Here is an 18,316-nt window from a genome sequence, read left to right as displayed (position 1 = left end):
GTGGCGACCGAACTGGCCCCCACCGGCAGCGCACCGATTCGCGACGAGCGCGACATCGTGCAGGCCCGCGCCCTGGTGCGCACCCTCACCGCCCAGCTGAAGTTCTCGCTGGTGGAGCAGACTAAGATGATTACGGCGGCCAGCGAACTGGCGCGCAACACAATGGTGTATGGCCGGGGCGGCGAAATGCGCTGGGAAATCGTGGCCGAAGGCATCCGGCGCGGCTTGCGGCTGCATTTCGAGGATCAGGGCCCGGGCATTCCGGATGTGGAGCAGGCGCTGGTGGATGGCTGGACCACGGGCAGCGGACTCGGCATGGGCCTGTCCGGCACCAAACGGCTGGTGAACGATTTCGCCATCCGCACGAAAGTTGGCGAGGGAACCTGTGTCAGTATCACTCGGTGGAAGTAAGCATCACGGCCCACACCGTGCGGTGCCGATGGGCGATCCGAGCCGCGTGGGCGAGGCGCGGCGGTACGTGGCCGATCTGGCCACGCGGCTGGACTTCGACGCCATCCAGCGTGGCCGGCTGGCGGTAGCCGTCAACGAACTGGGCAACAACCTGCTGCGCCACGCCACCAACGGCCGGCTGCTCATGGCCGCGCGCGACATCAACGGCGGCATTGCCATCGAGTTGATGTCGATCGACGATGGTCCCGGCATGGCGGACCTGCAGACGTGCATGCGCGATGGCTACTCCACGGCAGGCAGCGCGGGCGAGGGCCTGGGCGCCGTGCAGCGCCTGGCCGACGATTTCGACGTACACACGCGTGCTGGCGACGGCACGCTGATCCTGGCCCGCTTTTATCGCAGCCGCGACGCGGCGGGCAACGCCGTGCGACCCCGCAAGGGGTTCACGTTCGGCGCCGTCTGCGTGCCTGCACCCGGCGAGCAGGTCAGCGGCGACGGCTGGGAAGTGGCGCTGCTCGACTCTCACGCCGACGTGGTGATGGCCGATGGCCTGGGCCACGGTCCGGACGCCGCCGATGCCGCCGACGCCGCGCTGGCGGTGTTCGACGCCGCACAGGGCGCGATGCCCGGCGTGTACGTGGATCGCGCCCATGTTGCGCTGCGCGGCACCCGTGGGGCCGCTGTGGGTGCCCTGCGGCTCGATGCCGAAGCCAACCGCATCCGGTTTGCCGGGGCGGGCAACATCATGGGCCGGGTAATCTCGGGCCTCGCGGACCGCACGCTGGTCACGCAGAGCGGCACCGCCGGCCTGCAGGTGCGGAGCGTGCAGGAGCAGGAAATCGAATGGCCATTGCATGCGCTGGTGATCCTGCACTCGGATGGCATCCAGTCACGCTGGCAACTGGGGGACCCGAGCCTGCTGCAGCGCGACCCGGCCATCGTGGCCGCCTTCATCTTCTGGAAATTCGGCCGCGGCCGCGACGACGCCACGGTCGTGGTGGTGCGACGCACCGAAGCCTGACATCGAGCGATTCCTCATGAGCAGCTCCCCTCCCACCTCCGCCGCGCCGTCCCAAGACCTTGCCGCCCTGCGTGAAGCGCTCGACGCCCGTACGCAGGAAGTGGAGGCGCTGCGCGCCGAAATCGAGGAAACCAATCGCGGCGTGCTGGCGCTGTACTCCGAACTCGACATGCAGGCCGACCAGTTGCGGCAGGCCACCGAACTCAAGAGCCGCTTCCTGGCGTACATGAGCCACGAGTTCCGCACGCCGATCGTCTCGATCCAGAGCATCACGCGCCTGCTGATCGACCGCGTGGACGGGCCGCTCACGCCCGAGCAGGAGAAGCAGGTCATGTTTGTGCGCGACACTGCGGCCGAGTTCGCGGAGATGGTCAACGACCTGCTCGACCTGGCGCGGCTGGAAGCGGGCCGCGTGGACGTGTCGCCGGCCTGGTTCGACATGGTGGCCCTGTTCGACGCGCTGCGCGGCATGTTCAAGCCTGTGCTGACCAATCCAGAGGTGTCGCTGATCTTCGAGGAACCGCACGGCGTGCCCAAGCTGTTCAACGATGACCGCAAGCTCTCGCAGATCCTGCGCAACTACATCTCCAATGCGCTGAAATTCACGCCCAGCGGCGAGGTGCGCGTGGCGGCGCACTACGACGATGAGAACACCATCACCTTCTCCGTGCGCGATACCGGCATCGGCATCCCGCCCGAATCGCACGGCGAGGTCTTCCAGGATTTCGTGCAGATCGACTCCCCGCTGCAGCGGCGCTATCGCGGCTCGGGTCTCGGGCTGGCGCTATCCAAGCGGCTGGCCGAACTGCTGGGCGGCCGTGTCGGCTTCGAGAGCGAAGTGGGTGTGGGTTCGCGCTTCTACGTGACCGTGCCGGCGACCCTGCCGGGCACGGCTGGCATGTCTTCCGGAGATGGCCATGGCGGGTGAAATCCTGGCGCCGGTGCCCCACCCCAACCACGATGGCACGCCCCCGCGGGTGCTGGTGGTGGACGACAACCCCGTCACGCGCTATGCCACGGTGCGCGTGCTCAGCGCGGCGGGTTTCCAGACCATCGAGGCCGAGAGCGGACAGGAGGCGCTGCAGCGCGCCGACACCAGCGTGTCCGCCGTGGTGCTCGACGTCAACCTGCCCGATATCGACGGCTTCCAGGTCTGCCGCACGCTGCGCAGCCGGCCGGAGACGGCCACTGTGCCGGTGGTCCACCTGTCCGCCACCTATGTAGCCGACTACGACAAGGTGCGCGGGCTCGATGCCGGCGCCAGCGCCTACCTGATCCATCCAGCCGAACCGGCCGTGCTGGTGGCCACGATTTCCTCGCTGCTGCGCGCCAGCGCAGCCGAGCGCTCGATGCGCGAAAACGAGGCCCGCTTCCGCGCCATCTACCACCAGGCCATTGGCGGCATCTGCACGCTGGACCTGGCCGGACGCTTCGTGGACGTGAATCCGGCGCTGCTCGACATGCTCCAGCGCCCCGAGCCCGAACTGCTGGGCCAGCCTGTAGCCGCCTTCGCCCCGTTGGAATGGCGCGACAAGGTGGCCGAGGCCACCGGCTATTCGCAGCAGGACGGCTGGCAGGGCACGTTCCCGCTACAGGATGCCCATGGCGAGACCATGCACCTGGAATGGAGCATCTCGGCGGTGCTGGAGAACGGCGTCAAGGTGGCCGTGGTGTCGAACATTACGGACCACATCAACCTGGAGCGCCAGCGCCAGCAGTTGATCGAGCGCGAGCAGGCCGCGCGTGCGGCCGTGGAGCGGCTTAACCGGATGAAGGACGATTTCATCGCCATCCTGTCGCACGAACTGCGCAACCCGCTGAACGTGATCTCGGTCTGGACGCACGTGCTGTCGCGACATGTGGAGTCCGAGGAAGGCCGGCGCGGACTGGCGGCGGTGGAGCGCAATATCGCGATCCAGCGGCGGCTGGTGGCGGACCTCGTCGATGTATCGATGCTCAACGTCGGCAAGATGAAGCTGGAGCGCGAACGCGTGAATCCTGCCGAGGTGGTGCGCGCCGCGCTGGACAGCATGCAGACGCAGGCCGAGGAGCGTCACGTGAAGCTGGTGGCAGAACTCGCACCCAGGCTCGCCCCGGTGGCGTGGCTCGATGCCGCGCGCTTCCAGCAGATCCTCTGGAACCTGGTGTCGAACGCCATCAAGTTCTCGCCCGAGGGCGAGACCGTGCGCATCGTCGCCACGTCCGACAGCGACTACCTGCACGTCAGCGTGATCGACCGAGGACGCGGCATTCCCACCGATTTCCTGCCGCTGCTGTTCGACCGATTCACCCAGAGCGAGGACGCCAACCGCCGCAAGCACGGCGGGCTGGGCCTCGGCCTGGCCATCGTCAAGCACCTGTCCGAGATGCACGGCGGCACGGTGCGCGCGGCAAGTGCCGGTCCAGGGCTGGGTTCGACATTCGAGGTGCTGATTCCGCTCGACGATCCGTCCCGCGCCGATGATGCCGGCACCCGCCCACCCGTCCCGGCCACCGAGCCGAGCGTCCCGCTCAATGCGCTGGACGTGCTGCTGGTGGAAGACGATGCCGATGCCGCCGCTGCGCTGTCAGCCATCCTCGGCAACTACGGCGCACGCATCCGCACCGCACGCGACGCCGAGGAAGCCATCGGACAGATCGAGCAAAACACCCCGGACCTGATCATCAGCGACATCGGCCTGCCCGGCCGCGACGGCAACGACTTCATGCGCGAACTCCGCGTGCGCGAAGCGGTGGACTCGCTGCCTCGGACTCCCGCCGTGGCCCTGACCGCGTTCACCCGCCAGCAGGACCGCCGCGCGTCCATCGAGGCAGGGTTCGATGCGGTGTGCGGGAAACCGCTGAGGTTGCAGGAGTTGATGGATGCGATCGATGCGGCGCTGGCGCCGGGAAGTTAACTCCCCTCTGCCGCTTTTCCTATTCCCCTCTCCCGCTCTGCGGGAGAGGGGTTAGGGGAGAGGGCAGACGGTTCTGCTTGCCGACGTGTCGCAATTTGCACTGCTTGCCCTCTCCCCCGCCCCTCTCCCCAAGGGAGAGGGGAGAAAACCTCGAGACCAACAGCAAACTCACCGCCCCAGCCCAAACGTCCGCTTCGCAATATTGATCTGATGGATCTGGCTCGTTCCCTCATACAGCCGGAACAGCCTGACATCGCGATAAAACCGCTCGATGCCGTAGTCCGCGATATACCCGTACCCCCCAAACAGCTGGACGCAACGGTCCGCCACGCGGCCGCACATCTCGGACGCAAAGTATTTGCAGATCGACGCCTCCATGGTCACGTCCTTGCCGTCATCGCGTTTGCGGGCCGTCTCCAGGATCAGTGCGCGGGCTGCGTGAATATCCGTCTGGCAGTCGGCAATCATGGCCTGCACCAACTGGAAATCCGCCAGCAACTGGCCGAACTGCTTGCGCTCGGTGACAAAGCGCACAGCATCGTCGAGCATCCGGATCGCCGGCCCCGTACACAGCGCGGCCAGGTGGATGCGCTGCTTGTTGAGCACCTTCATCGCCGTGCGGAACCCCTGCCCTTCCTCGCCGCCGATCAGGTTGGCGGCCGGCACGCGGCAGTTGTCGAAATGCACTTCTGACACTGGTGAGCCGGCCTGCCCCATCTTCTGGTACGGCTGCCCCGTGGTCAGCCCCGGCGTATTGCGCGGCACAATAAACGCCGAAATGCCGCTCGCACCCGGCTTGTCAGGATCTGTGCGCGCCATCACCGTGAACATCCCGGCGATGGGCGCATTGGTGATGAAGCATTTGGTCCCGTTGAGGATGTAGTGGTCCCCCTCGCGCCGCGCGGTGGTCTGCAGCGCCGTGGCATCGGAACCGGCGTCGGGTTCGGTCAGTGCGAAGGCGCCGGTTACCTCGCCCGTGGCCAGCAGCGGCAGGTAGCGCGCCCTCTGCTCGGGCGTGCCGTCTGCCACCAGGGCCTCGGAGCCGATACCCGTGTTGGTGCCGACCCGCGCCCGGAACGCCACCGAGCACTGCGACAGTTCCATCGCGGCCAGCACCAACTCCTCGGTGGTCATGCCCGCGCCGCCGTATTCCTCGGGGATCGAGTAGCCGAACATGCCCTGCGCGGCCATGGCGTCGACGAGGTCCTGGGGCACCTCGTCACGCGCGGCCACCTCGGCTTCGCGCGGGACCAGCCTCTCGCGCACAAACCGACGCAGCATCAACAGAAACGGATCAAATACTTCGGGATCTCTAATCATTGGCGTCTCCCCATTCTTGTTTTCCATCTTTAAGGAAAAGACTACGCCGGGGTTCGGAATAGTGGGATGACTGTTTCGCTATCTGGAACATCACGGGAACTTTCCGAGGCTGGGTCGGCTAAGATTCTTTCGCATGGCACCCTCTCGTCCGCACCACCCCGATCCCGAATTTGCGACCACCCTGGCGCATGGACTCTCGCTGCTGCAATGCTTCCGAGTCGGTGAACCGCTGCTCAGCAACAAAGAACTTTCCGAACGCACCGGCCTGTCCAAGGCGACCATCAGCCGGCTGACCTATACCCTGGCCGTACGCGGCCTGCTGTTCTACGACACGCGCCTGCGGCGATACCGGCTAGGCTCCACGTCGCTGGCGCTCGGCTACCCGCTGCTGGCCAGCCTGCGTGTGCGCCAGGTGGCCCGGCCACTGATGAAGGCGCTGGCCGACCGTGTGGGCGGCTCCGTCTCGCTAGGCTTGCGCGACAGGCTGCGCATGGTCTACGTCGAATCCAGCCGCGGCCATGACGCGATCGTTTTTCGTCCAGATATTGGCGCGTCGCTGCCGATATTGCCTTCGGCAATGGGTCGGGCGTGGCTGGCGCAGGCCCCGGAAACCGCACGGGCCGAGGTGCTTGAAGCCGTCCGCCTTACGGATCTGCCGCTCTGGCAGCGCCATGCCGACAGAGTGCAGGTGGCATGCGACGATCTGGCCCAGCGCGGCTACACGCGCTCGCCGGGCGACTGGCTCATCGATATCCACGCCGTGGCAGTACCGATGCATAGGCCCATCGAAGGTGAGATCCTGGTGTTCAATTGCGGCGTGCCCACCGCGCGCATGTCGGCTGACAAGCTCGATCGCGACATGGGGCCTGCGTTGATTGCGCTGGTCAACGAAGTCGAGGCACTGCTCGCATGAATCCGAATTCCCCTTATTCCCAGCCTGATCCGGTACACCCGGCCAATCCGCCCGATCCCAATAATGGCGGCAACAAGGATCGCCAGTTCGCCACCACGCTGGCCAACGGCATCGACATCCTGCTGGCCTTCCGCCCGGGCGAATCACTGCTCGGCAACAAGGATTTCGTGCAGCGCACCGGGTTGTCGAAGTCCACGGTGGCGCGGCTGACCCATACGCTGGTGGTGCTTGGCTACCTGCGGCACGATACGGCGCAAGCCAAGTACCGGCTGGGTGCGCCGGTGCTGGCACCAGGCTACCCGCTGCTTGCCAGCATGCAGATCCGGCAAGTGGCGCGGCCCCTGATGAAAGCGTTGTCCGACGAGGTGGGTGGATCGGTGTCACTGGGCATCCGTGAGCGCACCGGGATCATCTATGTGGAAACGGCCCGCTCCATCGCCAACTCGCTGCTGCTGCCCGATATCGGCGCCACGCTGCCGATGCTGACCACGGCGGTGGGCAAGGCGTGGCTCTCGCGCGTACCCGCCGATCTCCGCGAGCCGGTGTTGAATCGGTTGCGGCTCCAGGACCCCGACCAGTTCACCCGCGCAGTGCCCCATCTGGCGCAGGCGCGACAAGATCTGGCGACGCTCGGGTTCTGCTCGAACCGGGCCGAATGGCGCCATGACGTGTTCGGCTTCGCCGTGCCACTCTGCAAGCCGGTGGACTCCCAGTGGTTCGTTGTGAACTGCGGCCTGGTGGCACGACCCGACGCCTTCGCGGCGCTCCAGAAACAGGTGGGGCCACGGCTGGTGACGTTGGCCCAGACTCTCGAAGCGCTGCTCGGCCTGCGCTGAACCGGAGGCTCCGCCATGCGGCGTTCAGACCAGTTCAGACCGGTTCAGGCGGATTCAAGGTTGTATCCATCAAGTCTCATCCACGTATCCTTTCCGTGACAAATCGGCGTAACGGCATGCGATTCTCGCCGATTCCGACGCCTTCCTTCGCGTAAAAGCGACATTCCCCGACACTCCTGCGCGTTGTGGGCACCTTCACCTTGACGGCGTTACCCGGCTTACGCATTATTCGCGCTTGAGAACGTTAACAGGAATCATTCCTAGTAGCGTTCGCATTTCAAGTCCGGATAAGACACCATGACCCAGAGCCAAATCGCGGCCGCCACGAGCCGCAAAAACGCCGTCCCCTCAACCATCCGCCCGCTGGCAGCGTTTGCCCGCATGGCGGTATTGGCCGGCTTCCCGCTATGCACTGCCGCCGCGTTTGCGCAGTCCGCCGACGCACCCGAACAGGCGCTGCCGTCGGTCACCGTGAGTGCAAAGCAGGAAGTCGACATCGGCCCGCAGTTGCAGAAGAAAGCCTCCAGCGGTGCCCTGGGCAGCAAGTCGCAGCTCGATACGCCGTTCTCGACGACTGTCGTGTCCGGCGAAGACCTGGCCGAGCGCCAGGTCACCAAGATCGGCGACGTGTTTTTCAACGACGCGTCGGTCTCGGACAACAGCAACGCCAACAATGCCTGGGCGTCGTACACCACGGTCCGCGGCCTGCAGCTCGACTGGCGCAATGCGTACAAGATCAACGGCATGCCGTTCATCGCCTACGGCATCACCATGCCGTATGAACAGCTCGAACAGGTAGAACTGCTCAAGGGCGCGTCGGGCTTCATGTACGGCTTTGGCAACCCGGGCGGCACGGTCAACTACGTGACCAAGAAGCCGACAGACCAGTTCACGGCCAGCGTGGACCTGGGCTACCGCTCCTCGCACGTCTGGACCGAGCACGTGGATCTGGGCGGCCGCGCCGGCCCGAACAACATGTTCGGCTACCGCCTGAACGTGACCCACGAGGAAGGCAAGCCGTCCAACGCTGTCGGCATCAACCGCAACTCGGTATCGCTGGGCCTGGACGCACGCATCACGCGCGACCTGACGTGGACGTTCGACGGGATCTATCAGGACCGCAATACGTGGGGGGCGACGCCGTCGTTCTATGCGGGCGCGCTGTCGACCACCGGCGCCCAGCTTCCGGGCGTGGTGAGCGGCCGTGGCGGCCTTTACAGCGGCAATGACGCGCACTTCTACTCGAACCTGCAGGTCTACCAGACCGGCCTGCGCTACAACCTGAATTCGGACTGGACCGTCAGCTCGATCTACAGTTTCAGCAAGCAGTCGCGCAGCCGTAACGAGACCACGCTGAACCTGTCGAATTCGGCCGGCGACTACAGCGATTTCCGCTACGACGGCGCCGAAAGCCAGCAATTCAGCAACTGGACGACGATGGTCGAGGGCAAATTCCGCACCGGCCCGTTCCGCCACGAACTGGTGGCCGGCCTGAGCTGGCAGAAGCAGATCGACCGCTACAGCAACAACTTCGTCTACACCGCACTGGATAACGGCAACATCTACGCGCCGTACACGGGCGTGTATTACAGCCAGACCGCGTTCCAGAAGTACCGTGCCGGCGACACCGAACAGAAGGCCGCATTCGTCAGCGACACGATGCACCTGACCGACAAGTGGTCCATCCTGGGTGGCCTGCGCGTGACGAACTACGAGCAGAACAGCTACACCGGCACTGGCGTGGGCGATACGAACTACAGCAAGAATGGCCTGATCACGCCGACCGCTGCGATCATGTTCAAGCCGATGCCGAGCACGACGCTGTATGCCAGCTACGTGGAATCGTTCGACGGCGGCGGCGTGGTGGCAACCAACTACGCCAACGCCGGCCAGGGCCTGACTCCAGCCAAGAGCCGCCAGTACGAAGTGGGCGCCAAGACCGACCAGGGCATCTGGACGGGTACGGCCGCACTGTTCCGTATCGAGCGCCGCAGCGAGTTCGCGCGCAACAACGGCCTCGGCGCGCTGCCGACGTTCGTGCAGGATGGCGAATCGGTCTACCAGGGCCTGGAACTGGCCGGCTCGTCGCGCATCGGCTCGCAGTGGGAAGTGGGCGGCAGCGCGATGTTCCTGGACACCGAGTACACCAAGGGCGATACCAACATCGGCAACCGCGTGGCCGGCGCACCGAACTTCATGCTGACGGGCCGCGTGTCCTACCGCATCCCGTTCGTGCCGGGCCTCAAGGTGGGCGTGGATGGCAAGTACACCGGCCCGACCAAGATCGATGCAGCCAACAACGTGAACATCGGCGGCTACACGATCTTCAACGTTGGCGCCTCGTACAACACGCGCCTGTACGGCAAGGAACTGACGCTCCGCGCGGCGCTGACGAACCTGACCAACAAGCGCTACTGGGCCTTCCAGTACGAAAACTACGTCCAGCCGGCTGATCCGCGCACCATCAGCCTGAGCGCGAAGATCGCGTATTGATGGTTGCAGTACCACTGCAGGACTCCCCTCTCCCCGTTCGCGGGAGAGGGGAGAAAACAAGCGGCAGATTCCGGGTTACGCCTTGCTACAATCGCGTCTTTTCTTCCCTGCCGCGAGCCCCCGCCATGACCACCCTTGGAACCCCCCTCTCCCCGTCTGCCACCAAAGTGATGCTGTTGGGCTCCGGCGAGCTTGGCAAGGAAGTGCTGATCGCGCTGCAGCGCCTGGGCGTGGAAACCATTGCCGTGGACCGCTACGAGAACGCCCCGGGCCAGCAGGTGGCGCACCACTCGCGCACCATCACCATGAGCGATGGCGACCAGCTCAAGGCGCTGATCGAAGCCGAGCGTCCGCATCTGGTGGTGCCTGAGATCGAAGCCATCGCCACGCCGATGCTGGAATCGCTGGAAGCTGCCGGCGTCGTCCGCGTGATTCCTACCGCCCGCGCCGCCCGTCTGACCATGGATCGCGAAGGCATCCGCCGCCTGGCCGCCGAGACGCTGGGCCTGCCCACCAGCCCATACAAATTCTGCGATTCGCTCGAAGAACTGCAAGCCGCCATCGACGACGGTATCGGTTATCCGTGCGTGGTCAAGCCCGTGATGAGCAGTTCCGGCAAGGGCCAGAGCAAGATCGACGGCCCGGCTGACGTCAAGGCCGCATGGGACTACGCCATGGCAGGTGGCCGCGTCAGCCACGGCCGGATCATCGTCGAGGGCTTTATCGATTTCGACTACGAAATCACGCTGCTGACCGTGCGCGCGCTGGGTGCCGATGGCAAGGTGGACACCCAGTTCTGCGATCCGATCGGGCACGTCCAGGTTGCCGGTGACTACGTGGAAAGCTGGCAGCCGCACCCGATGCACCCCAAGGCGCTGGAAACCGCCCAGCACATCGCCCGTGCAGTGACGGCCGACCTGGGCGGACAGGGGCTGTTCGGCGTGGAACTGTTCGTCAAGGGGGAACAGGTCTGGTTCAGCGAAGTCAGCCCGCGCCCGCATGACACCGGTATGGTGACGATGATCACGCAGTACCAGAACGAGTTTGAACTGCACGCCCGCGCCATTCTGGGCCTGCCGGTGGACACCAGCCTCCGCGCCCCGGGCGCCAGCGCGGTGATCTACGGCGGCGTGGATGCCGAAGGCATCGTCTTCGACGGTGTGGACGAGGCGCTGCGCATCCCGCAGACCGAACTGCGCCTGTTCGGCAAGCCGGAGTCGTTCACCAAACGCCGTATGGGCGTGGCGCTGGCGTATGCGGCAGATGTGGATACAGCACGGGATCGTGCGAAGGAAGCGGCGAGCAAGGTCAAGCCGCGCAAGGCTTGATTTAGTCCATTCTCCGCGCTTGTATTACTCCCCTCTCCTGCCATGCGGGAGAGGGGTTGGGGGAGAGGGCCAGCCGTTCAAGCACTAACCACGCTCCGACGTAACGACGTCCTGCCCTCTCCCCCCGCCCTCTCCCGTTTCACGGGAGAGGGAGCAAAAATCATCAAACCACCCGATCCGCCCGGTCCATATGCGCTTGCGCCGGTTCCCTGGCCCCCGGATCCGTCGCCGCAGCCGCCAGCGCTGCATGCGCGCCATACTGCGAATCCTGGCGCAACGCGCTCAGGTCCGCGCCTGACGGCGACTGGTACAAGCGCAGCCCCAATTCCGGCAGGATCGCGAACAGGTGGTCGAAGATATCGCCCTGGATGCGTTCGTAGTCCGTCCAGCCGGTGCGATTGCTGAAGCAATAGACCTCGATCGGAATACCCTGCGAGTCCGGCTCCATCATCCGCAGGTTGAGTAGCAGGTCGTGGTGGATTTCGGGATGCGCGCGCAGGAAGGCGATGCCGTAGGCGCGGAAGGTCCCGAGGTTAGTCAGCCGGCGGCGGTTGACCGGGTCCGTGTTCTCGCCGAGCAGTACCCGATTGGTCTGCTCCACCTCCTGCTGCTTGACCTCCAGGTAGTCGTGCAGCAGCCGGAAGCGCATCAGCGCCGTTACCTCGTTATCGTCGAGAAACCGCACGGTCGAAGCGTCGATGCGAAGCGTCCGCTTGATCCGCCGCGCGCCGGACTCGAACATGTGCCGGTAGTTGCGGTAGCTCTCCGAGAACAGCTTGTACGTGGGCACCGTGGTCACGGTGTTGTCCCAGTTCTTGACCTTCACCGTATGCAGCGCGATGTCCATCACGAAGCCATCGGCGTTGGACTGCGGCATCTCGATCCAGTCGCCGATGCGCAGCATGTCGTTGGACGTGAGCTGCGTGCTGGCCACCAGAGACAGCAGCGTGTCCTTGAACACCAGCAACAGCACCGCCGACACCGCACCGATACCGGAAAGCATCCACAGCGGCGAGCGGTCGATCAGGATCGACAGCACCAGCACGCCGCAGACCAGCCACAGCGCCAACTGGGCCACCTGCACATAGCCCTTGATCGAGCGCGTCTGCGCACGACGGCTGGCCGCGAACACGGTCTGCCAGGCGTTCAGCACGCCGGACACCATCAGGAACACGCTGACCCAGGTGCCGGCATGCGCCAGCCGTTCGATGAGGATCGAGAACTTGCCGAGATCGGGCACCTGGCTGATGCCGACCGTGATGACGGCGAGAAACACCGCATAGCCGAGGCGGCGGTAGGTGCGGTGCCGCATGAGCGCGGCGGCCCACTCGCGGTTGCCGGAAAGGCTCAACACGCGGTAGACCACCCGGCCCACCACACGCGCGACGAGCCATTGCGCGAGTCCGGCGATCAGGACGAGCGCCAGCACGTAGAGCGAAATCTGGGCCCAGGGATGGGCGGGAATGCGTCGCTGGAACAGGTCCAGCAGTGCGTCAAAAGTCATGAGGGCGAGGCTTGGTTGCTGACAGTCAAGCCACGAGTCTACTAGCGTTGCGCCGCGCTGCCGCGAATTCTGGCGCGACTGGCCGCAGAATCAGAATCGTCTCAGATCCAGAATCCGCGGCCAGCCCGCTACCATGCCGCTTCTTCCCTTCTTCCTTTCTTTCCCCTAGTTCGCATGCGGCGCGTACATTGCCATCAACTGGTCGTCGGTGAAGCCCCACTGCCGCGCATCCTCGAAAGCGGTCACGGTGTCGTCGCTGTGGGTCAAGTCGATCACCTCGGGCGGCAGCGGTTTGGAGTCCGTCACCGAATAGAAGGTCATCACACGCGGGCGCAGCGTCTCGCCCTCGTTCTGGCCGCACACCACGGCCAGCCGGCCGGAGCGCAGGCGCAGCACGGTGCCCAGCGGGTAGATGCCCATGGTGCGCGTGAAAGCCTTGAACACACGCCGGTCGAAGAGCGTGTCCACGCGCACGGCGATGTACTCCATGGCCCGTGCCGGCGACCACGCCGGATGGTTCGGACGCGGCGAGGTCAGCGCATCGTAGGTGTCGCAGATGGCTGCGATCTTGGCGTGGACGCTGATTTCGTTCTCGTGCAGGCCGAACGGATAGCCGCGCCCGTCCACGCGCTCGTGGTGGTGGACGCAGACGTCGAGCGGGATATTGCTGTAGAGCCGCGCCTCGTTGAGGATGCGGTAGCCCGCCGACGGGTGGCGCCGCATCTTCTCCTCGTCCGCCGGGGACAGGTCACTGCCCTTGAGCAGCAGCGATTCGGGCAGCGTCAGCTTGCCGATATCGTGCACCAGCCCGGCCAGTCCCAGTTCGCGCACCTCGCCATCGGGCAGTTTCAGGTTGCGGCCCACCGCGATCATCAGCGCGCAGACCGAGAACGAGTGCAGGTAGGTGTAGTCGTCCTTGGCTTTGAGGCGCGCCATGGCCAGCAGCGCCTGCGAATGGCGAGACAGCGAGGTGGACGCCGAATCCACCAGCAGCAGCGCGCCGTGCGTCTCCAGTGCGCGGCCCATGCGGACGTCGTTGAACAGGTTGCCGATCAGCATGCGCCCGGTCTTGATCAACTCGCGCGCGCGCTCCAGCTCGCTCTCGAAGCTGGCTTCGGGCTCGTCAACCTCGTCGGCCTCCATCATCTCCGGCGCGGCCGGCGTGGGCAGGTTGCGGCCCTTGAGGATGTCGATCCACACATCCTGCACGTTGGCTGCCTGGATCTGCTCCACCTGCTCGTCGCTGGACACCAGAAAGCGCGAGCGCCAGAACGGATGGTTCATCCATGGCCCGCCCAGCCTTGCCACGAACATGCCTATCTGCAGTTGTTCTGCCTTGATTCTTCTCAGCATGCACTTGCCCCAGTTCAAATGGGCGCGGAGAGGGACTCCGCGATCCCGGTCAAGCGGGGCTCTTTCCAGGCCCCGTTCTCTGACTTCTCTCGTTGGCCGCGTTTATCGGCAGGTCCGAGACATTCTTTAGTTTTTTCTTTGCGATGGCACTGTCATGACCCGTTCACCATCGTCATCGCCCGCATCGGCCTGCCGCGCGGCGCGAATGAGCAGCCACGAGCCGATCACCGCCGCGTAGACCACCAGCCCGGCGCCTGCCAGCCGCTGGTCGCCCAGCAGGTAGCTGGCGCACAGGCGATTGGGCGAGTCGATGAACAGCATGCCAAAAGTCAGGGCCATCCAGACCATGTTTCCGCCAAAAAACAACACCAGTGGCCACGGCGCCACACGCAGGCCGACACTCGCGGCCAGGCCCGCGAGCACCATCGACGCGTCGCGCGCCAGACCCATCGGCAGGGACATGCGCGAGAGATCCACGGCGATCGGCAGCATCCAGATGCCGTAGGCCAGCGTGCCCACCACCCCTAGCGCCAACGCATACGGACGCATCCGCGGCACCATCTCCACCTGCCGTCGCGCGCTCAGCATGCCGGGGGTCAGCGCGCCGGCCGCAAACAGGCAGGGCATCAGGCCGAGCATCAGCCATGCCATGGATGCCTCGAAGAACGTACGCATAGGAGGCAGCGCCAGCAGCAAGAGCACGCCGGCCAGCCTCACGTTGGCGCGATTCATGGCCGATCCCCGCGCAAGTGGGCCAGCGCCGCCGCATAGGCCTGCTGGAAATCCTCTAGCGCATGGACGGACAGCACCCTGCCCTGAGCGTCCACCACATGCAGCCCGCCGTTGTGCTCGAAGCCGCCGAGACCATCCGGGATGGCGATCACGTCAGCCTGTCGCAGCAGTTTCGTCATCGCGTCCGGCGAGATGGCGGCCACCACCTGCCAGCCGGGGGCATTCGCCCGATAGCTGGTGGCATAGCCGAGCAGATCGTTCACGGTGTCGCGTGGATCGAAGGAAAGGGAAATCAGTTGTACCCGTGGCGCCATGCCATCGGCGGCAATCTGGCGTTGCAACTGCGCGAACTCGGCGCCCAGCGCCCGGCAGACCGTGGGACAGCGGGTGTAGATGAAATCGACGATGTAGATGGACGGTGTGACCGATGCGGCCGGCGTGTGCAACGCGGACGAACTGGAGTCCGCCGCCTCGAACAGCCGCAGGTCGTGGCCCTGCTGGTTCCACACGTCGATGGCGGGTAGCCGCAGCGCCTGGCGGGCGATGCGCGCCTCGCGTGACTGGTCGAGTGTCCAGGCGCGCAGCCCGTCGGTCACGAAGTAGACTGCCGCCGCGCCGAGCAGCAGCGCGGCGGCCAGCGCCAGCCAAGGGCCTGCCGACGCGGGGGCGACGGTCCTAACTGCCCGGGGAGCCAAGCGCCGCGTCGCCATCGAAAGGTGCCTGCATGCTGGCCGTATCGGCCCGTGCCGCCGCGACGGTCTCCGCCGTCACGGGCGGTGCGGCATTGCCCCACTGGCTGCGCACATGCGTGAGCACGGCGGCAATCTCGGCATCACCGAGCTGCGCCGCGAACGCCGGCATCGCCCCGTTGTAGGCCGTGCCCTTGACCGTGAGCTTGCCGGTGACGCCGCGCAGGACGATCCGCGCCGCCTTGGCATCGCTGCCGGTGACCCACTCGGAGCCGGCCAGCGGCGGAAATACGCCCGGCAAACCCTGGCCCGTGGCCTGATGGCAGGCCACGCAATGACTCTGGAAGATGGCAGCACCATCCACCGCCGCGCCCGCCGCCGCCTTCGGCTTGCCATGCAGGTCCGCCACGGTGCGCTTGTCGCCGAGCGCCGGAGGCTGGTCGATCGGGGCCGTGACGATGTAGTACACGCCCCACGCCACCAGCGCGGCTACCATCGCCAGCACATAGCGCGGAATCGGCATGCGGTTCTCGTGCGGGTCTTCATGCTCGCGGGCACGCGCGGCGGCGGCCTGCCGCTGCTCCGAGCTTTCTGCCGAACCATCTGCCGCACCACGGGGATCACGGAAATCGCTCATGGCCTCATTCCTTCGTGGCCGGCAGCACGGCACCGGTCCGGTTCAGCGATTGCAGGTAGGCCACGAGGTCCAGTGCGGCGGCCGTCGGCACCACCACCTTGCCCAGCGGCGCATAGCCCGGCGGCAGCGGCACGGCCTTTTCGCCGGCATCGGGTGCATCCTTGGCATCGAACAGATACGGATAGGCTGGCATGATGCTGCCGCTCACGTACGCACGTGGCTGGTACAAGTGCCCCAGATGCCAGTCCGCGCTGGGCTGGCGCACGCCGATGTTCATCAGGTCCGGACCTGTGCGCATGGTGCCCAGCAGGTGGGGCTTGTCGTAGTAGTAGTCACCGGCTGTGGTTGCGCGGCCCCAGCCGCGCTTGGCATCGGGCGCGAACGCGGCATCGCGGGGTTGCTGCGAGTGGCAGTAGACGCAGCCATTGGCAATATAGACCTCGCGGCCGCGCAACTGGGCGGCGGTGTAGGGCTTCAACCCTTCGGTGGGCTTCACCTCGTGCAGTTGCATGTAGGGCAGCACCACCAGGGCGCTGGTGGCCAGTGCCAGCATCGTCATGCCGCCCGCCAGCAGGGCGCTCTCGTTGTTCACGTTCAGGCTCCCTGTGCGGGCTTGTTGCCCTGGTGGAACATCGCAGGCCGGTTGCGGTTCGGCCCCAGGCCGAATGCCACGCAGATGAAGTTGGCCACGAAACAGAGGTGGCTGGTCAGCATCATGAATCCGCCGATGGAGCGGATCTTGAGGTACGGCACGGTCACCGCCACCGAATCCATGAAGGGCTTGGCGGCGTCGAGCATCGCCTTGCCCTGTAGCCAGCCGCCGATGCTCAGGCCGATGAAATAGACGCCGATGCCGCCCACGGCCAGCCAGAAATGCGCGTAGATCAGCCAGCGGTACGGCCACTCCCGGCCCGTGATGCGCGGCACGATGAAGTAGATGGCGCCGAAGAATGCAAAGCTCACGAACGCGTACAGCCCCAGGTGGGCGTGCGCCACGGTGTAGTGCGTGAAGTGGGTCACGCGGTTGACGGCGCGTAGCGCCTCGAACGACCCCTGGATCGAACTCAACGTGTACATCATGCCGCCGAAGGTCATGAAGCGCAGCGTGGGCGAATCGATCAGCCGGTGGAAGTTGCCGCGCAGCGTCTGGTGCTGGTTGATCGAGAACGCGATCACGGGAATCAGCATCATCATGCTCTGCACGATCGACAGCGTGATCAGCCAGCCCGGCACCGGCCCGCCCACCAGGTGATGGCCGCCCACCTGCCCGTAGAAGAAGGCCAACGCCCAGAAACCCAGCAGCGACAGCCCGTACGATTTCACCGGCTGGCCGATCACCTTCGGCAGGAAGTAGTAGATCGATGCCAGCGCCAGCGGCGTATAGAACAGCCCCAGCACGTTATGGCCGAACCACCAGTTCATGGTGGCCTGCTCCACCCCGAAATGCAGGCCCGGGATGTTGGCCACCAGGAACAGCACCGGGAACCAGAACAGTGCACAGCCCATGTACCAGACCGACACGTAGAGGTGATCCACCTTGCGGTTCACCAGTGTCAGCACCAGCGGAATGCCCACGAACGCGCCGCCAGCCACGAAGAGGATGTCCACCTGCCACGGAATCTCCAGCCACTCCAGCCCGTCGGAGATGCCGGCGGCGATGCTGCCGATACCCGCGATCAGCCCAGCATTCCAGACCGCCGCGCCCAGCAGCGCCCAGCGCGCCCCCACCAGCTCCGTCTTGAGCAGGCGCGGCAGCAGGAACATGGCGATGCCGAGTCCGGCCATCGGCGCCCAGCCGTAGGCCACGGCGTTCAGGTGGATGGTGCGGATGCGCCCGAAGGTCAGCCAGGGGATCGAGGCCAGCCAGTCGGGTTCATGCAGCTTGATGGACGAGGTCAGGCCGGCGGCAGATGCCACCAGCAGCCAGACCATCGCGCAGCAGATAAACAGAAAGACCACGGGTGCCGACGACTGGTCGGCGGCGGTGCGGGCGGCGTCTGCCACGCCGGTGTCGCCGCGCGCCGAGGCTGGGTCTTCGGGATGCGCCCCTTCGTCGTGGAAGATCACGCGGGCGGCGGCGCTGGACGTATCGAACAGGCCCTTCTGCATGCTCCAGATGAACGCGCCCAAGGCGATCACGGACAGCAGAAAAGCCGACAGCAGGATGGCGACTGTATTCATG

General features: G+C 65.6%; 16 protein-coding genes. 8 read left to right on the top strand and 8 right to left on the bottom strand.

What is annotated here, in order from left to right; all coding sequences use genetic code 11:
* Genes GA566_RS07425 through GA566_RS07410 form a run of 4 tightly spaced genes read left to right on the top strand, consistent with a single transcriptional unit; the run spans position 1 to position 4,329 of the window.
* Positions 1–411, top strand: coding sequence for an anti-sigma regulatory factor (locus GA566_RS07425; RefSeq protein WP_249359759.1), 411 nt, complete (start codon positions 1–3; stop codon positions 409–411).
* The gene (locus GA566_RS07420) at positions 386–1,432 is read left to right on the top strand and encodes an ATP-binding protein (protein WP_370459277.1); all 1,047 of its coding nucleotides are present in this window, start codon (positions 386–388) and stop codon (positions 1,430–1,432) included. The genes GA566_RS07425 and GA566_RS07420 overlap by 26 nt, the downstream gene beginning before the upstream one ends.
* Positions 1,433–1,448: 16 nt before the next feature.
* On the top strand, positions 1,449–2,360 hold the full coding sequence (locus GA566_RS07415; RefSeq protein ID WP_160472302.1) for an ATP-binding protein: 912 nt from the start codon (positions 1,449–1,451) through the stop codon (positions 2,358–2,360).
* Complete coding sequence (locus GA566_RS07410) at positions 2,350–4,329, top strand: response regulator (protein ID WP_160472300.1); 1,980 nt, start codon at positions 2,350–2,352, stop codon at positions 4,327–4,329. The genes GA566_RS07415 and GA566_RS07410 overlap by 11 nt, the downstream gene beginning before the upstream one ends.
* A gap of 168 nt (positions 4,330–4,497) precedes the next feature.
* On the opposite strand, the gene GA566_RS07405 is transcribed toward GA566_RS07410, so the two are convergent.
* Entirely contained in the window at positions 4,498–5,649 is a 1,152-nt protein-coding gene (locus tag GA566_RS07405; RefSeq protein WP_160472298.1) for an acyl-CoA dehydrogenase family protein, read from the bottom strand.
* Positions 5,650–5,782: 133 nt separating this feature from the next.
* Between GA566_RS07405 and GA566_RS07400 the strand changes: the two genes are divergently transcribed.
* The 4 genes from GA566_RS07400 to purT all read left to right on the top strand — a co-directional run bounded on the left by GA566_RS07400 (position 5,783) and on the right by purT (position 11,219).
* Positions 5,783–6,562, top strand: a complete 780-nt coding sequence (locus GA566_RS07400; RefSeq protein WP_160472296.1) for an IclR family transcriptional regulator — start codon at positions 5,783–5,785, stop codon at positions 6,560–6,562.
* Positions 6,559–7,398, top strand: a complete 840-nt coding sequence (locus tag GA566_RS07395; protein WP_160472294.1) for an IclR family transcriptional regulator — start codon at positions 6,559–6,561, stop codon at positions 7,396–7,398. Before GA566_RS07400 ends, GA566_RS07395 begins: the two co-directional genes overlap by 4 nt.
* A 297-nt stretch (positions 7,399–7,695) precedes the next feature.
* Positions 7,696–9,891 (top strand): TonB-dependent siderophore receptor, encoded by a 2,196-nt coding sequence (locus GA566_RS07390; RefSeq protein WP_137926743.1) that lies wholly within the window; start codon positions 7,696–7,698, stop codon positions 9,889–9,891.
* A 125-nt stretch (positions 9,892–10,016) separates the two neighbouring features.
* Complete coding sequence (gene purT, locus GA566_RS07385) at positions 10,017–11,219, top strand: formate-dependent phosphoribosylglycinamide formyltransferase (RefSeq protein ID WP_160472293.1); 1,203 nt, start codon at positions 10,017–10,019, stop codon at positions 11,217–11,219.
* Positions 11,220–11,382: 163 nt separating this feature from the next.
* On the opposite strand, the gene GA566_RS07380 is transcribed toward purT, so the two are convergent.
* The 7 genes from GA566_RS07380 to GA566_RS07350 all read right to left on the bottom strand — a co-directional run bounded on the left by GA566_RS07380 (position 11,383) and on the right by GA566_RS07350 (position 18,315).
* The gene (locus GA566_RS07380) at positions 11,383–12,723 is read right to left on the bottom strand and encodes a mechanosensitive ion channel family protein (RefSeq protein WP_137926741.1); all 1,341 of its coding nucleotides are present in this window, start codon (positions 12,721–12,723) and stop codon (positions 11,383–11,385) included.
* Positions 12,724–12,888: 165 nt separating this feature from the next.
* Positions 12,889–14,076, bottom strand: coding sequence for an HD-GYP domain-containing protein (locus GA566_RS07375; RefSeq protein ID WP_160472291.1), 1,188 nt, complete (start codon positions 14,074–14,076; stop codon positions 12,889–12,891).
* 126 nt (positions 14,077–14,202) lie between these two features.
* Entirely contained in the window at positions 14,203–14,808 is a 606-nt protein-coding gene (locus GA566_RS07370) for a hypothetical protein (protein ID WP_202126669.1), read from the bottom strand.
* Positions 14,805–15,518, bottom strand: coding sequence for an SCO family protein (locus GA566_RS07365; protein WP_137926739.1), 714 nt, complete (start codon positions 15,516–15,518; stop codon positions 14,805–14,807). The genes GA566_RS07370 and GA566_RS07365 overlap by 4 nt, the downstream gene beginning before the upstream one ends.
* Entirely contained in the window at positions 15,484–16,134 is a 651-nt protein-coding gene (locus tag GA566_RS07360; RefSeq protein WP_160472290.1) for a cytochrome c, read from the bottom strand. The genes GA566_RS07365 and GA566_RS07360 overlap by 35 nt, the downstream gene beginning before the upstream one ends.
* Before the next feature lie 4 nt (positions 16,135–16,138).
* Complete coding sequence (locus tag GA566_RS07355) at positions 16,139–16,726, bottom strand: cbb3-type cytochrome c oxidase subunit II (protein WP_370459276.1); 588 nt, start codon at positions 16,724–16,726, stop codon at positions 16,139–16,141.
* A gap of 2 nt (positions 16,727–16,728) precedes the next feature.
* On the bottom strand, positions 16,729–18,315 hold the full coding sequence (locus GA566_RS07350; RefSeq protein WP_160472288.1) for a cbb3-type cytochrome c oxidase subunit I: 1,587 nt from the start codon (positions 18,313–18,315) through the stop codon (positions 16,729–16,731).
* Position 18,316 lies beyond the last annotated feature (1 nt).

Source organism: Cupriavidus sp. SW-Y-13 (assembly GCF_009793345.1).
Classification (GTDB): Bacteria; Pseudomonadota; Gammaproteobacteria; order Burkholderiales; family Burkholderiaceae; genus Cupriavidus.
Note: the sequence above shows the minus strand (reverse complement) of the source record. Positions and strands in the feature narration are given on the sequence as shown.

Bases quoted from the DNA above. Each gene is read 5' to 3' on its own strand.
- GA566_RS07400 (WP_160472296.1), top strand. From the start codon at position 5,783: ATGGCACCCTCTCGTCCGCACCACCCCGATCCCGAATTTGCGACCACC.
- GA566_RS07365 (WP_137926739.1), bottom strand. From the start codon at position 15,518: ATGGCGACGCGGCGCTTGGCTCCCCGGGCAGTTAGGACCGTCGCCCCC.
- GA566_RS07360 (WP_160472290.1), bottom strand. From the start codon at position 16,134: ATGAGCGATTTCCGTGATCCCCGTGGTGCGGCAGATGGTTCGGCAGAA.
- GA566_RS07350 (WP_160472288.1), bottom strand. From the start codon at position 18,315: ATGAATACAGTCGCCATCCTGCTGTCGGCTTTTCTGCTGTCCGTGATC.
- GA566_RS07405 (WP_160472298.1), bottom strand. From the start codon at position 5,649: ATGATTAGAGATCCCGAAGTATTTGATCCGTTTCTGTTGATGCTGCGT.
- GA566_RS07375 (WP_160472291.1), bottom strand. From the start codon at position 14,076: ATGCTGAGAAGAATCAAGGCAGAACAACTGCAGATAGGCATGTTCGTG.
- GA566_RS07370 (WP_202126669.1), bottom strand. From the start codon at position 14,808: ATGAATCGCGCCAACGTGAGGCTGGCCGGCGTGCTCTTGCTGCTGGCG.
- GA566_RS07410 (WP_160472300.1), top strand. From the start codon at position 2,350: ATGGCGGGTGAAATCCTGGCGCCGGTGCCCCACCCCAACCACGATGGC.
- purT (WP_160472293.1), top strand. From the start codon at position 10,017: ATGACCACCCTTGGAACCCCCCTCTCCCCGTCTGCCACCAAAGTGATG.
- GA566_RS07395 (WP_160472294.1), top strand. From the start codon at position 6,559: ATGAATCCGAATTCCCCTTATTCCCAGCCTGATCCGGTACACCCGGCC.
- GA566_RS07415 (WP_160472302.1), top strand. From the start codon at position 1,449: ATGAGCAGCTCCCCTCCCACCTCCGCCGCGCCGTCCCAAGACCTTGCC.
- GA566_RS07390 (WP_137926743.1), top strand. From the start codon at position 7,696: ATGACCCAGAGCCAAATCGCGGCCGCCACGAGCCGCAAAAACGCCGTC.
- GA566_RS07380 (WP_137926741.1), bottom strand. From the start codon at position 12,723: ATGACTTTTGACGCACTGCTGGACCTGTTCCAGCGACGCATTCCCGCC.